We start from the raw sequence: 14,556 nt of genomic DNA, 5'->3' as shown, positions 1-14,556 counted from the left end.
AAGACGCGATTGAAAAGGCAAAAAAGAAGCAGCTAGCGCATTGGCTCTCGTGGTTTACCTTACCTTTCGATAAAAAAAGTGAGGAAACTTCCAAAAAAATCGGCGCCATTCATGCCCAAATCGGGGTAACACCCACCTATTATATCAGCGCCTATGCTGTTAATTTGGAACAGTTAATTACGCGGGCAATAAAATCCTCAGCGGCAGGTTTGTTTCTCAACCGCAAATTAGCCGATACAATTGGCTCTTTAGTCAAATTAACGCTTCTTGATATTGAAATTGTTCTGTCTAATTATCTGGATTACGAGCGTCAGGAACGGAACACTATCCTGACGAGCTTGAGCAAAGCCCTCAACCAGATGGCCGAACAAAATTTTGATGTCGTTCTGGAACATATCCCGAAAAACTATGCCGCGATCGCGAATGACTTCGCCATTATGCGTTCTAGCTTAGCGGGTGTTATTGCCCAAGTCATTGAAATCGCTCATCGCGCCAAATCAGAAGCGCATAATATCGGTCGTTTTTCACAATCTTTGACCGATGCCAGCCATCATCAAATCCAAACATTAGGTGATGCGACCAATACCATGAATCATATTGCCGAAGCGGCTAAAAATACCGCTTTACAGGCAAAGGATGTCAGTAAATCCATTGATGAAACACGGGAAAAAGCGGGTGAAGGTGGTCGTATCGCCTATGATGCCATCAAAAGCATGGAGGCTTTGTCCGCCTCATCTAAAAAGATTTCCAATATCGTCACCCTCATTGATGATATTGCATTTCAGACTAATCTTTTGGCCTTAAATGCCAGTATTGAAGCGGCGAAGGCCAGTGAAGCAGGCCGTGGATTTACCGTTGTTGCGAACGAAGTTCGGGCGTTGGCACAGCGTTCAGCCGAAGCCGCTGCAGGTATTAAAACTCTTATTGAAGACAGTTTAAAACAGCTTAGCATCACAAAAAATCACGTTGAAAATACCGGCAAAACCTTTGAAGAAATTATAGAGAGTATCGAATCCGTTAACCGGCAAGCTCATGATATTTCACTATCAGCCGTATCTCAATCACAAGAGCTGCAAAACGCCGCTGCAACCGTTAAAAATACCGAACAAATAACGCAACAAGGCGGCGTTATTGTTGAGCAATCAACCGAAGCTTCTCGGAATATTGTCGAAGCGATTGACCTGCTCGGCACCGCTTTGGAACGTTTTCATCTAGGAAAAAATGAGAAAACAAACTAATTTTGCCTCATTTTATAGCGATAAAAAATGTCAAATATTATGCGCGCTTTCTAATTGATCCTTGACGTAATAAGAAAAATTTTCCAGCCTATTTTGCCTTTTTGATATAATAACAAGACTGATAAAGGCTTTAGGCGATCGCTATTTTCTGAATGTCCCTTTTCGACATTCAAAGGTAACAGGAACTATCAGACGTTCTTTCGGGGAAGACGGTATAATTTATGACACAGCCCGAAAAAAAACTGTTTACTTTATGGCAAGCCCAAAAAAAAACGATCGAAAATGATCTAAAGGCCTGTCAGGCTGGTATCTACGACAGCAAATGTTTGCTCCGTCTGGAAATGGCAATAAAAGAACTGAATAATCAGGCCTCCGGCAATGAGGAAATAGCATTAGTTCAGTTAACTTTTTTGCTGGCTCAACTGATAGAAGCGATCCGCAAAGATCGCTTAGCGTTAAATCTGTTCTTAATTGATCTTATCCAGCGTAGTTTTGATACGATCGAAAATTACATTCTGGCAATTACAGAAAAACAAATTCCGTCTGACCAGACTCAGATTGAAGAAGAATTACAAAAGACAATTGCCCATTCTTCTCAATATGCGATTAAAAAAGTCGGCCATGAAATCACTATAGACAAGCCAGAAGTTATTCTATCCCAAAGCGCTCTGGTTGCCGATGATCCCGTAACGCGCATCCATCAGAATGCAGCAGAGGAAACGCTTCACGTTGAAGGCAGTCTTGAACCGCATATTCCAGTTAATCCTGAAAAACTGGACAATTTATTCGATATATTCCACGAAATGCTTAGCATTCGTTCAGAATTAAGTCTTACTCATAGCCTTTCAGATGAAAAATCCGGTCGGGTCAATGCGCTCGAAAAATTGGATCAATTGATCCAATCGGCCAATAATTATGCCATGGCGCTCCAGACTCAGACTATCGAGCCGCTTTTTAGACAAGTCATTGATATCATTAAGCAAAGAGGCGGCAATAATCACAAAAATATCATTTTTTCGGTTATCGGCTCTGACATCAAAATCGACAAACGGATTGTCATTGATCTTGGCAAGGCGTTACTTGAACTCGTCGACAATGCGGCCTTTCATGGCATTGAAGAAAGCGAAACACGTCAGGAAATCGGTAAACCGCGCGAAGGTCATATTCGCTTAGAAGCCCGCTATCATGCTAGCCGCTTAAAGATCATTATCGCCGATGATGGGCGTGGTATTCTGTGGGAAAAACTGGTCAAAATCGCCGAACAATACGGCATAATTGCAGACAAAGATGCTCCAGATGGAAAGGAAAACGAAGCGCAGTCTTTTGAAGGCCATGCTTCGCATCATGGGAAAGGCGGCTTTGCGACCGTCAAGGATATTGTCCAGTCACTGAAGGGGGAAATACGCATCTATGCCCCTCCCCGTTTAGGCACGCGGGTCACGATGCTTTTACCCCTTAATCAAACAATGGTTGAAGGTCTGATTACTACCGTCAAAGATCAAAGCTATATCCTGCCTATCTCCGATATCGTCGAAAGTATCGCGGTCAAGGCAGAAGATATTCATTGGGTGGATGAAAGACAGTCAATGATCCAATTACGGGATCAATGGTTTCCCGCTATTGCACTTTCTGCTTTATTGGGAGAGGAAAATTTCACACAGGCTTCTTTTAAGACAGGCCAAAAAATCCTAATCAGAATTGACCCGATGATTCACCAACCAGAAGTGATGATTATCGTTGATGCTCTTGAAAGCCAAAGACAGCTTTTAGTTCAAAGCCTCGAAAAAAATTTCCAAGCTGTGCACGGTATTAGTGGGGTCGCTTTCCTACAAGAAGGTCGAACGGCTCTAGTTATTGACATAGACTCCTTATTAAACCCGCACAAATACAGTTAATTTTACATTATTTTAAAAGAATATATTTTTATTATTACGTAAAATATTTTAATTTAAAAATCCATTTTGGATAGATGCTCATTTTTATTAAGGAGTCGATTTTTATATTTTTGATGACTTATGATTTTCTATAAAAATTGATAATTTTTCCAGAAAAGCATCGTCTTATATGTCTGAAATATAAAGACAAAAGCCGATTTTGTTAAGCATATTTTAGAGTTTATGGTATTAGACTTTCTATCAAATGATAGACATTCAATAGGATTTAGAAATATCGGTTTTTAAACAACTGCTTCATATTGAACCAGTTTTCGTAAATATCACGGGCGTTTTAAAATCACTATAAAGGGATACGGAATGAGCGATCCTGTTCGCGTTTTAATTGTTGATGATTCTCTCACCATGCGCACCCTCTTTTCCGAGGTGCTGGACAGCTTTGATAATATTCAGGTTGTCGGCGTCGCGGCGAATGCAGATGAAGCACGGGAACGTATTGCAGAATTATCACCCCAGGTCATTACGCTTGACGTCGAAATGCCGGGAATGAGCGGTATCGAATTTCTCGAAGAAATCATGAAAGAACGGCCAATGCCGGTCATCATGCTTTCGACGCTGACCCAGCGTGGTGCAGAAATTTCACTGCGTGCTTTGGAACTGGGCGCATTTGAATGCTTCCCGAAACCTCAGAATGTGACTCTAGAAGTTTTCAAAAAACTTGGGCCTAAACTAGCCGAACTGATTGTTGCTGCGGCTGGCGGTAAAATCCGTAAAAAGACCAGACAGCGCAAGGTTGCCAAAGACGAACTGGAATGGAATGGCAAGATGATTGCCCTTGCGACCTCAACGGGTGGCGTGGATGCAATGCTTGACATTTTACCGGAATTTCCGGCGAACTGCCCCCCGACCCTTATTGTGCAACCTTTGGACGATAGTTTTACCGAAATTTATCTGACTCGTTTGGGTTCTGCTATCAAACCTCAGGTCAAACTGGCCAAAGATGGTGCAAAATTAAAACAAGGCGTGATCTATATTGCCAGCGACACCAATAACCATGTGGTTATTGACCGTTGGCCTGATCCGACCATTCGCCTGCTTCCCAAGGAACCGGTTCAAGGACACCGCCCTAGCGCCAGCTTGCTATTTGCAGCCCTTGCAAAAACCGCCAAAGATGATGTTGTTGCCGGTATTTTGACGGGGGTTGGTGATGATGGCGTTGCTGGAATGAGGGCATTAAAAGCTAGTGGCGCTTTCACTTTTGCTCAAGATCAGGAAACTGCCATTGCTGGTGATGCCCCCCGCGCTGCTCGCGATGCCAAAGTTATCGATCAGGAGGTCGCTATCGGCGATATCGCCTCTGTGGTTCTTGCTAAATGTCAGAAATAAAACCAGATAAAAAATTTCTCAATCCGGAACAGGCTCGTCCCTGTTCCGGAGATTTGTGCAAAAATAATCGGGCAACCACCCTTTTATTTAAAAAGCTGGCCGCCGAAGTCGCTTTGGTGCGCCATGATGTCGAACATCTGTCAGTGATATTATGCGGCGATAGCTATGTTGTCGAAAATCATGTCTCTGTTTTGCAGGATTTCGATCATATTACACAAAGGCTTGCTATCATCGCGGATATCTTACAGGCCGATGATCGTCTTGAAGCTGTCAAACATATCCCGCTTGAGGTTTTGGCAGCGCGTTTAAAAGACTAAAACCCTATTTCTCCCAATAAGCCGGATCTTAAAAAGCTCCGGCCTAGGAAATATTATTCAATTATTTCATGGTTTTGGCATCAATCACTGCCAATTTATGAACCAGCCCCGGAATACCATTAGAAGCAACCGTCGAAGAGAAGTCAGCACGCTGAACCGCTAACTGGCTGACACCATCCGAGATAATATCGACGATTCTCCATTTACCCTGACTAAAACGCATCCGGTAAATCAGCTTATCGCTCGTAATCGTTGCCCGCACCAACTTATCAGAACCACGGCTGGTAACAGGTAGTTCGGTTTTAAACTGTTCACCGCCATAGCTAACAAAATTGCTGGCCAACATAACGGCACTATGATGTTCTAAAGCCGCAATAGCCTGATCGCGATCCGCTTGGGAAGCTGAAGACCAACCAGATCCAACAACCAAAGAGGTCATGGTTGGCATGTCATAATAGTCATGAACCAAGGTTTCAAAGCGTGTTATCCGGCCAGAAATTCCAAGGCTTTTTCCCTGCTTCATGATTTCGATAATAGCATTGTGATAGGCGTCAATTTGGGTGGCGGCAGGATCGCTCGCTTGAGCAAAGGCTGCAACCGGCGCTACCGTCACCAAAATAGCGGGTATTATATTTCTTAATTTTAAAGCCATAAAAAATCCTACTCTTCAATTCACATGAATATGGAAAGAGGCAAAATACGATTCCACATTTCTTACTTATCTCCCATTTATAAAAATGCCGGAAATAATGGAAATGGAATATCCTGATTTTCCCGTCGGCTTTCTTCCATTGGTTTAATATGTCTTTTTAAAAAGCATCTAATGAACGAGGAAAGAACAATAACCTTGAAACAAGCATCCTTCCCTTCACTCATCGCCGGTTTAGAACTTTTTGTCTAATCCTTCACAAAAAATGCTTCATTATGCCTTGATGAAAAAAAACGTCAAAAAAAGGGTTGAGTTTCCGTTTTTGACCTCAACATCTGAAAATACTGTGTTTTTTATACATAATTCACACGAAATCTGCCGTTTCTATGCTACATTATGCGTTATCTGCTTTAGAATTATCTATAAAATAGATACAGACCTGTGTCAGGTTAGACTTGCAAGGTCTAGAATTAAGAACATCCAAAATCGGGACTGTTTGTGATAAAAATCATTCTGGCTCAACCGCGTGGCTTCTGTGCCGGCGTGATCCGTGCTATCGAAATTGTCGATCAGGCATTAGACCGTGTCGGAGCGCCTGTATATGTTCGCCATGAAATCGTTCATAATCGTCATGTTGTCGATACATTAAAGGCAAAAGGCGCTGTCTTTGTCGAAGAACTCTCCGAAGTTCCCCCCGGCGAAGTCACTGTTTTCAGTGCGCATGGCGTTGCTCGTACCGTTCAAAAGGAAGCCGAAGAACGCGGCTTGCCGGTAGTCGATGCAACCTGTCCTTTGGTAAACAAAGTGCATGCGCAAGGCCGACGCTATCTTTCTCATGGACGGACTTTGATTTTAATTGGCCATGCCGGTCACCCTGAAATCGAAGGCACCTTAGGCCAGATTGATGGGCCTGTTCATCTTGTCGGTTCTGCCGAACAGGTAGACAGCCTTGACATTCCGTCCGATACGCCGGTCGCTTTCATCACCCAGACAACGCTTTCTGTTGATGATACCCGCTCGGTTATCGCCGCATTGCGCAAAAAATTTACAGATGTCATTGGGCCCGATACCTCGGATATTTGTTACGCGACCCAGAATCGGCAAGCGGCTGTCAGAGATCTTTGCAAACAATCCGATCTCATTTTGGTTGTCGGTTCACCAAACAGCTCAAATTCCAACCGTTTACGCGAAATTGGCTTAGAAGAAGGTCTTCCCAGCTATCTGATCGCCGATGGCAGCGAAATTGACCCTGTTTGGTTTGAAGGTATCAATACAGTCGGATTAACGGCTGGGGCTTCTGCACCAGAAGAATTGGTGCAAAGCGTTATCACCGCTATCCGCGCTCTAGGCTCTGTCACTGTAGAGCAGCTTGACGGTGTCGAAGAGAAGATTGCTTTCCGCTTGCCGCCAACTCTGCGTCATCTCAAAGCCCGCAATGCGGCACATAACAATTTAGATAACAAAACTGCTGCTTCAGAAGAGGCGGACAGTCTCTCTAACGATACAGAACAGGAGGCTTGAGCCTTGGGTATTCCTTTTAGTCAGGTTTTACGGATTGGTTCCTACATCCTCGGTAATCATATCAAAGGGACAACGCGTTATCCTCTGGTTTTAATGCTTGAACCGCTTTTCCGCTGCAATCTTGCTTGTCAGGGCTGCGGTAAAATCGATTACCCCAAAGAAATTCTGAACCAGCGTTTGTCTTATGACGAATGTATGCAGGCCATTGATGAATGCGGCGCTCCGGTGGTTTCTATCGCGGGTGGTGAACCGCTGCTTCATCGCGACATGCCTAAAATTGTCAAAGGCGCTCTTGATAAAGGCAAATTCGTTATTTGCTGCACCAATGCTTTGCTTTTTGCAAAGAAGGTCGATCAATATGAACCGCGCCCCAATTTTACTTGGTCAATCCATCTTGATGGTGACAAGGAAATGCATGACCGTTCTGTTTCTTTAGACGGTGTCTATGAAACAGCGGAAGCCGCTATTCGTCTTGCTAAATCCCGTGGTTTTCAGGTTTCGATCAACTGCACGCTCTTCAACGATGCCAATCCAGAACGGACGGCTAAATTCTTTGATCGCATGAAGGCTATCGGTATTGACGGCATCACGGTTTCTCCGGGTTACGCCTATGAACGGGCTGCCAATCAGGATGAATTCCTGAACCGCACCACCACGAAAAACCTGTTCCGCAATATTTTCCGTTTGGGCAAAGGTCATAAATGGCCATTCAACCAGTCCATTCAATTCTTGAACTTCTTGGCTGGTAACGAAACCTATAAATGCACGCCTTGGGGCAATCCGACCCGTACTGTCTTTGGTTGGCAGCGTCCTTGCTACCTTTTAGGCGAAGATTACGCCAAAAGCTTCAAAGACCTTATGGAAAATACGGCTTGGGATGATTACGGCGTTGGCAATTATGAAAAATGCCAAGACTGCATGGTTCATTCCGGCTTTGAGGCGACCGCTGTTATCGATACGGTTCGCCATCCGCTGAAAGCTGCGATGGTCGCTTTAAAAGGCATCAAAACAGAAGGTGCGATGGCACCGGATATCAGCCTTGCCAATCAGCGCCGTGCCAAGGATGTATTCTCCGATCACGTTCAGCAGCGTTTAGCTGAAATCAGGGAATCCGAGGCTGCTGCCAAAAATGAAACCGACGCGGCCTAACTCTTTCAAGGCTTTCGTTGCGGCCTTTGCTGTCGTGACGAAAGCCGGTATTTGGCTCGGTTTCAATAGCAATGATTTCAGTAAGGCCGGTATTGCGACGCTGCCATCAGGTTGCATCGCCACCGAAAAAGCGGGCGGTAGAGCATGATCGGCCTGATCTGAAATCACTCTTAAAATAATAAATGGACAATGATATTCTTGGGCTATTCGGGCGACGATATGGGATTCCATGTCAACGGCGATAGCCTTTTGTTTTTTTTGAATGTCTTGTTTCTGGGCAATATCGGAAACAAGAGTGCCATCTGAATAAACTATTCCCTTTTTCAATGTAGGGAAAATTTTCTCAAGCGAGTCTTGCCATGCTTCATCGCAATCGGCCTCGACATTCCCTGTTAAATGGCTTCCGACTACCCAATCGCCTACTTTTAAATCAGAATCCAAAGCGCCAGCCAAACCAAAACTCACTAAACCGGAAATCGTGTTTTCCTGCATAATTCGGCGCAAAGATTCTTCGAGGCGAACACTATCCCCTCCCCCTGCCAGAGACAAAACTTTTTCACATTGCGCCGCCGCCCGTGCTTCACGATCTATTCCGGTCACAGCAAGGATATGGTTCAGCATATTTTTTCCTTCATAATACCCTGCTAATCATCACAATATTTTATAAAAACAATATGATGATACAAAAAAATACGGCCAAAAATCAGCCGTATTTTGATTTAGACGTATTTCATTACCAACAGGTTATAAAATCAGCCTTTTACATCCCATAATGAACAATCGGCTGATTGGCTTTTTTCAAATTGCGATAGCGCGCTAAAGCCCAAAGAGGAAAATATTTGGAATAGCCGTGATATCGAAGATAAAAAACACGGGGAAAACCACCCCCGCTATAATAATCTTCTTTCCACAACCCTTCTTCATCTTGATTTTGTGCCAGCCAATTTATACCCTTTGTTACTGCCTCAGAATTTGCCTCCCCAACAGCCATCAAGCCCAATAAAGCCCATGCTGTTTGAGAAGCCGTCGAATTCATCGGCTCATATCCGCTATAATCAAGGGCATAACTATCGCAATTTTCACCCCAGCCACCGTCTTTATTTTGAATAGCTTTTAACCAAGCTACCGCTTTACGGATAGCCAAATGGTCATAAGGCAAAGCTGCCACATTCAATGCACATAAGGCCGACCACGTGCCATATATGTAATTAACACCCCAACGCCCGAACCAGCTACCATCCTCTTCCTGTTCTTTCAGAAGATAATCAACCGCCGCTTTCATTTTAGGATCTGCAATCGAGATACCGGCTTGCGCCATCATCGAAACACAGCGTGCCGAGACATCGACCGTTGGCGGATCAAGTAACGCGCCATGATCAGCAAAGGGAATATTATTCAGATAATTATAACTGTTATTGGCATCAAATGCGCCCCAACCGCCATTATCGCTTTGCATCCCAATGGTCCATTCCATGGCACGCGCTTTGGATTCTTCAAAATCATCGCTGACATCAGATAATTTTGCGGCTCGATCCATGGCCATAGTCACAACAGCCGTATCATCGACATCGGGATAATAGTCATTTCTATATTGAAAGGCCCATCCCCCAGGTCGGACATCAGGCCGCCGCCAGGCCCAATCACCCTTTACATCTAAAATTTGTTGCGGTTTTAACCAGCTCAGGGCAGAAATAGCCGATTTTTCGGCCTCATCGCCTCCGACTTCCAACATGGCATGGGCAAGCAAGGCTGTATCCCAAATCGGTGACAAACAAGGCTGACAATAGACTTCTTTATCATCCTGATCTTCGGTGCCATCTAACACCATCAATTTTTCGACAGCCCGACGGGCAATGGCTCTTTCTGGATGGCTTTCGGGATATCCCAAGGCATCATACATCATGACACTATTGGCAATCGCCGGATAAATAGCACCCAACCCGTCTTCACCATTCAAACGCTCGGTTACAAAATGGACACAGCTATGAATAGCCTTCGCACGCATATTTTTCGGCCAATAAGGTTCTACTTTATGCAATACCTTATCAAGCGCCGAAAAAAAACGACGCCATATCGGGTCACCGCTTTCCTGAAGAGTCGGCAAAACATCTGGCACAAATAATTCATCAACCAAGATACCGCGCGGATTACGGGCGACAGGCTTTAACGCCTGTAAAACCAATAACGGGACTAAAACGGTTCTTGCCCAATAGGCCATTTTATTGATGTGAACCGGAAACCATTCCGGCATCAACATCAACTCTACGGGCATTTGAGGGACATGCTCCCATGACATTGCCCCGAACAAAGCCAATTGGATACGTGTAAAAACATTGGCACGCATCGCTCCGCCCCGTGCCAAAATCTCATTTCTTGCCTTAAGCATATGAGGCGCGTCAAGAGAATCGCCGATCATTTTCAAGGCAAAATAGGCTTTAACCGTGGCGCTCAAATCAAGAACACCACCATAAAACAAAGGCCATCCACCATGTTCGCCCTGAATACGACGCAAATAGCGACCTATCTTGGCCTCTATTTCTAAATCTTCGGGTTCACCCAAATAATGCTTTAACAATATGTATTCAGCGGGAATGGTTGCATCAGCTTCCAATTCAAAAACCCAATGGCCATCCTGATGCTGCTTCTCGAGCAAGGCACGGGTGGCCTTTTGGATAATCGGCTCAACATCATCAGACAACGGGCTATGATGAAAAGCCGAGGAAGTCGATACAGTCATGTATAGGCTTTCTAATTATGAATGGGATAAAGCGAGATCAGCCGCGGTCTGACCGGATCGGATAGCGCTTTCAATAGTCGCAGGAAGGCCTGTTCTCACCCAATTTCCGGCTAAAAACAGGTTATTCCATGCCGTAACAGCCGGTGGACGACGATTATTCTGATCAACAGTCGCTTCAAAAGTGGCTCTTTTTTCAGTCACGACCTGCCATTCAGGCATATCCTGCTTGAAAGCATAAACGGTCTGAATATCATCCCAGATACGCTTAACCAGTTCTTCTTTTTCAAGCGCCAATAAATGATTAGCGGCGCTGATCGTAACCGATATCCGATTTTCAAAAGTGAAAATCCAATCAGCCGTTCCTCCCACAACACCCATAATATGAGGCATAGCGGCAGTAGGCTTCATCAAGAAATGAGCGTTAATAATCGCCTGATATTTATCCGGCGTTTCGATATCCGGTATCAAGGACTGAACGACCCAAGCAGGCAAAGCGATAATAACCTTATCGCCTTTTTCCAGTTTTATATCCTGATGGGCAAATTCCAAAGAGGTAACATCTTGTCCCGAAAAATGGATTTGACGCAAACGGTTACGGTAATCGACTTCCACCCCTCTGGCTTTCAGATAGTCAAGCGCAGGATCAATAAAACTACTTGCTAAATTGGGATAGGCAATGCGGGGGATGCAAGCCTTTCCCCCCTTCATCAAAGTTTCCCGAATAACCGCCGCCGCAAGACAAGCTGCCCCGTCTTTTGCCGGTGTATTGAGAACCGAAACAAAAAAAGGATCAAGCAATTTACGCCATAAAGCCGTATTATCAGGGATAATATCGCCTATCTTGGTATTATGATCTGCCAATAACAGCGACAATAACGCTAAATAATCCTTGGCTTTGCTATGGGGAACGCGGCTTTTGGCGCATAAAACCCACCACGGCACAAAGCCATTGCTTAATTTTATGGTAAAGCGTTCTTTGTCACTTAGATCACAAAAAGAAAAGGCAGCCTCTTTTGGGCTTTTAAAGCGATGCTCTGCCCCTATTCTTCTCAAATAGGTCTCGGCAGAATGATTTCCTGACAGCAGCATATGATTGCCATTGTCAATTTCAATCCCCAGCTTTTTATCATGATAAGAACGCGCCCGCCCCCCAGCCATAGCCGAGGCTTCATAAATTTTGACGCGTCCTCCGGCATAGGTAATCGCTACCGCGGCAGATAACCCAGCCAGCCCCGCCCCGATAATATGCGTTACACTCATGAAGTCACCTTCAATCTAAGCAAAGTCCATAAAAGGGCGAGCTTGTTATGTTTGACTTTCTTCCGAGGATTTTTCCACCCTTGTGCCAACATTTTACGTAACAATGCCGAATAGGCTGCTGCCATCAAACGAGGCGCAATCAAATAGCCTTTAGGGCGATTATGAATGATATGATCTGATGCGGCATAATGCCCTTCGGCCTGCCAAGCGATATCACGGCAAACCTTGTCCAACCGTGGATCAGCCAAGGCTTTTTCAATATCCAGTGGAATACCGGCTTTTTCAAGCGGCTCCCGAGGCAGATAACAACGCCCTATTTCAGCATCTTCGTCAATATCGCGCAAGATATTGGTTAACTGTAAAGCCCGCCCCAAATGATAAGCTAAAGATTCCCCTATATTGGGATCCATGCCAAAAACATAGACAGACAGCCGCCCGACAGCCGAAGCAACGCGATCACAATAAAGATCAAGGGTTGCTTCATCAGGGAAGATGATAGGCCCCTTCAAATCCATAGCCATACCGTCAATAACGGCAATAAAGTCTTCCTGTCTCAAATGGAAACGGGCAACCGGTTCTTTAAGAAAAGCAGCTTGGCCACAGGGATCACCTGAATAAAGGGCATTGATATCATGACGCCACGCGTCAAGCGCTTTCTTTCTTTCCTCTTGGCTGCCTTCCAGATCATCGGCAATGTCATCGACTTGGCGACAGAAATTGTAAACAGCATACATTGCTTCCCGCTCGGCTGGCGGCAAAACCCGCATACCGATATAGAAGCTACTGCTTTTTGCGCCGCTGGCCGAAGCTTGGCTATCCGATGATTTTTCGGAAAAGGCCTCTGGCTGAATCTTTTTCATGGCCGAAGTCATTAAGAAAATAATCTCCCTGCGGCGGCGACAAAGGCCAGTCCCAAAGTTTCAGCTTTATTATGGTGAACCCGTTCGGATAGCGGATCATGCTTCATTAAACATTCGGTCAGGCTTTCCGCCAAGCGCTGGATAACCGCGACTTCAACCCCCAACCGCTTGTCGTGAATAGCTGCAGAAAAACCGGACGACCGTTTCAAAAGAGATTTTGTTTTCAAGGCAGCCGTCTCAATTGCCTGACGTAAAGGCAATGAGGCATGAAAACGTCCCAAATCGCCAGCGGTAGCACCAACCGCTTCCATAATATCACTTGGGATATAAATACGGTTCATCATGCGATAGTCTTTACCGCAATCCTGAAGATGATTGATGACCTGTAATGCCGTGCATAAAGCATCATTCATGGGCCAAAGGTTACGGGATTCCTTATGGACATCCAAAACGAAGCGCCCAACAGGAGAAGCCGAATAACGGCAATAATCTAGCAAAGCGTCCCAATTTTCGTAACGATTGACGGATACATCACGCCGGAAAGCTTCCAACAGATCAAGACCATGGACGATCGTATGATCGAGACCATGCGTTATCAACGTCTGGCGCAAGACAACGGCATTAGGCTCGCTCTGGCTTTCGCCTGTTAGACTGCTGCGCATATCCTCAAGGATAGCCAAGCGATCTTTTTTGCTTGCGATCACATTATCGGCGACATCATCAGCTTGGCGAGCAAACTGATAAAACGCCATAATAATAGGCCGATATTCAGGATTGATCAGAAAAGAGGCCACTGGAAAATTTTCATCCTGATGCCCTTTTCCAGAAACCAAAGCGGCTGCATTTAGCTTATTTTTTGTTTTAATATTCACAGACCTATACGTGCTTGCGCACGCCCCTTCCACATACCGCCTCGCCCTTGCCAGACATGCACGGCAGAAAAAAATGTCGCACAGCTATAAAAGGCCGCAATTAAGGGAAGCGCTAAACCCCAAAGAGGAGAGCGGTGATAAAAATGTAATATGGGTTGAAAGGCTAATGCCATCATCATCCATCCAGCCAGACCAATCCAAGCCGATACACCATGGGTCAGCAAAGCCAAAGCAGGCGGTACCAGATAAACAAGGCACATCCCGAATAATGTCAATGCCAATAGCCAGAAAGAATATCGTAATTGAGCATAAGCTGAACGGGAAATCATGTGACCAATTTCCTGAAACCCTAAATAGGGTCGGATACTCAATGAACGGTTTGTTAAAGAAAGCCGGATTTTCCCTTGCTTTTTCATAATGCCGCCAAGGCTGCAATCATCAATAATAGCATGACGGATAGCGCCTATCCCACCTGCTTTTTCAAGACTGGCACGATCGGCTAACATACATCCACCGGCAGCACCGGCCGTTTTATGCTTGGGATTATTGATATGCCGAAAAGGATACAACATCTGGAAGAAAAAGACGAAGGCCGGAATAAGTGCCCATTCGGCAAAATTGTTACAACTTAGTCGTGCCATCAGGGAATGAAAAATAAGCCCGTCTTTTTCGGCA

13 protein-coding genes are annotated in these 14,556 nt (G+C 45.0%); 6 read left to right on the top strand and 7 right to left on the bottom strand.

Features of this window, described 5'->3' with window-relative positions; genetic code table 11:
* The 4 genes from LDL18_RS04065 to LDL18_RS04050 form a co-directional block, all read left to right on the top strand.
* The coding region (locus LDL18_RS04065; RefSeq protein ID WP_296507105.1) for a globin-coupled sensor protein at positions 1-1,238 on the top strand (1,238 nt) is incomplete at its 5' end.
* 221 nt (positions 1,239-1,459) lie between these two features.
* Positions 1,460-3,133 (top strand): chemotaxis protein CheW, encoded by a 1,674-nt coding sequence (locus LDL18_RS04060; RefSeq protein WP_296507104.1) that lies wholly within the window; start codon positions 1,460-1,462, stop codon positions 3,131-3,133.
* Positions 3,134-3,490: 357 nt separating this feature from the next.
* Positions 3,491-4,516, top strand: a complete 1,026-nt coding sequence (gene cheB / locus LDL18_RS04055) for a chemotaxis-specific protein-glutamate methyltransferase CheB (RefSeq protein ID WP_296507103.1) — start codon at positions 3,491-3,493, stop codon at positions 4,514-4,516.
* A 53-nt stretch (positions 4,517-4,569) separates the two neighbouring features.
* The gene (locus tag LDL18_RS04050; RefSeq protein WP_296507102.1) at positions 4,570-4,833 is read left to right on the top strand and encodes a hypothetical protein; all 264 of its coding nucleotides are present in this window, start codon (positions 4,570-4,572) and stop codon (positions 4,831-4,833) included.
* Positions 4,834-4,894: 61 nt separating this feature from the next.
* Here the strand turns inward: LDL18_RS04050 and LDL18_RS04045 are convergent, their stop codons facing one another.
* The gene (locus tag LDL18_RS04045) at positions 4,895-5,485 is read right to left on the bottom strand and encodes an HpnM family protein (protein ID WP_296507101.1); all 591 of its coding nucleotides are present in this window, start codon (positions 5,483-5,485) and stop codon (positions 4,895-4,897) included.
* Positions 5,486-5,980: 495 nt separating this feature from the next.
* Between LDL18_RS04045 and ispH the strand changes: the two genes are divergently transcribed.
* Together ispH and hpnH are read left to right on the top strand one after the other, a co-directional pair.
* Positions 5,981-7,003, top strand: coding sequence for a 4-hydroxy-3-methylbut-2-enyl diphosphate reductase (gene ispH, locus LDL18_RS04040; RefSeq protein ID WP_296507100.1), 1,023 nt, complete (start codon positions 5,981-5,983; stop codon positions 7,001-7,003).
* 3 nt (positions 7,004-7,006) lie between these two features.
* Positions 7,007-8,152: an adenosyl-hopene transferase HpnH gene (gene hpnH, locus LDL18_RS04035; RefSeq protein ID WP_296507099.1), complete on the top strand. Its 1,146-nt coding sequence runs from the start codon at positions 7,007-7,009 to the stop codon at positions 8,150-8,152.
* Here hpnH and LDL18_RS04030 read toward each other — a convergent pair.
* From LDL18_RS04030 to LDL18_RS04005, 6 genes are all read right to left on the bottom strand, one after another.
* Entirely contained in the window at positions 8,096-8,773 is a 678-nt protein-coding gene (locus tag LDL18_RS04030) for a phosphorylase (protein ID WP_296507098.1), read from the bottom strand. The genes hpnH and LDL18_RS04030 overlap by 57 nt on opposite strands.
* Positions 8,774-8,912: 139 nt before the next feature.
* Complete coding sequence (gene shc / locus LDL18_RS04025; RefSeq protein WP_296507097.1) at positions 8,913-10,889, bottom strand: squalene--hopene cyclase; 1,977 nt, start codon at positions 10,887-10,889, stop codon at positions 8,913-8,915.
* A 15-nt stretch (positions 10,890-10,904) separates the two neighbouring features.
* Positions 10,905-12,149 (bottom strand): hydroxysqualene dehydroxylase HpnE, encoded by a 1,245-nt coding sequence (hpnE, locus tag LDL18_RS04020; protein ID WP_296507096.1) that lies wholly within the window; start codon positions 12,147-12,149, stop codon positions 10,905-10,907.
* Positions 12,146-13,021, bottom strand: coding sequence for a presqualene diphosphate synthase HpnD (hpnD, locus tag LDL18_RS04015; protein ID WP_296507095.1), 876 nt, complete (start codon positions 13,019-13,021; stop codon positions 12,146-12,148). Before hpnD ends, hpnE begins: the two co-directional genes overlap by 4 nt.
* A complete protein-coding gene (gene hpnC, locus LDL18_RS04010) occupies positions 13,021-13,881 on the bottom strand; it encodes a squalene synthase HpnC (RefSeq protein ID WP_296507094.1) in 861 nt (286 codons plus the stop codon). The genes hpnD and hpnC overlap by 1 nt, the downstream gene beginning before the upstream one ends.
* A partial coding sequence (locus LDL18_RS04005; RefSeq protein WP_296507093.1) for a glycosyltransferase occupies positions 13,878-14,556 on the bottom strand: 679 nt, incomplete at its 5' end. The genes hpnC and LDL18_RS04005, both read right to left, overlap by 4 nt.

The sequence above is a fragment of the Zymomonas sp. genome, from assembly GCF_020216885.1.
Taxonomy (GTDB): Bacteria; Pseudomonadota; Alphaproteobacteria; order Sphingomonadales; family Sphingomonadaceae; genus Zymomonas.
The sequence above is the reverse complement of the archived record's forward strand: the minus strand, read 5'-3'. Positions and strand labels throughout refer to the sequence as shown.

Bases quoted from the DNA above. Each gene is read 5' to 3' on its own strand.
- LDL18_RS04060 (WP_296507104.1), top strand. From the start codon at position 1,460: ATGACACAGCCCGAAAAAAAACTGTTTACTTTATGGCAAGCCCAAAAA.
- cheB (WP_296507103.1), top strand. From the start codon at position 3,491: ATGAGCGATCCTGTTCGCGTTTTAATTGTTGATGATTCTCTCACCATG.
- LDL18_RS04045 (WP_296507101.1), bottom strand. From the start codon at position 5,485: ATGGCTTTAAAATTAAGAAATATAATACCCGCTATTTTGGTGACGGTA.
- LDL18_RS04030 (WP_296507098.1), bottom strand. From the start codon at position 8,773: ATGCTGAACCATATCCTTGCTGTGACCGGAATAGATCGTGAAGCACGG.
- shc (WP_296507097.1), bottom strand. From the start codon at position 10,889: ATGACTGTATCGACTTCCTCGGCTTTTCATCATAGCCCGTTGTCTGAT.
- hpnE (WP_296507096.1), bottom strand. From the start codon at position 12,149: ATGAGTGTAACGCATATTATCGGGGCGGGGCTGGCTGGGTTATCTGCC.
- hpnD (WP_296507095.1), bottom strand. From the start codon at position 13,021: ATGACTTCGGCCATGAAAAAGATTCAGCCAGAGGCCTTTTCCGAAAAA.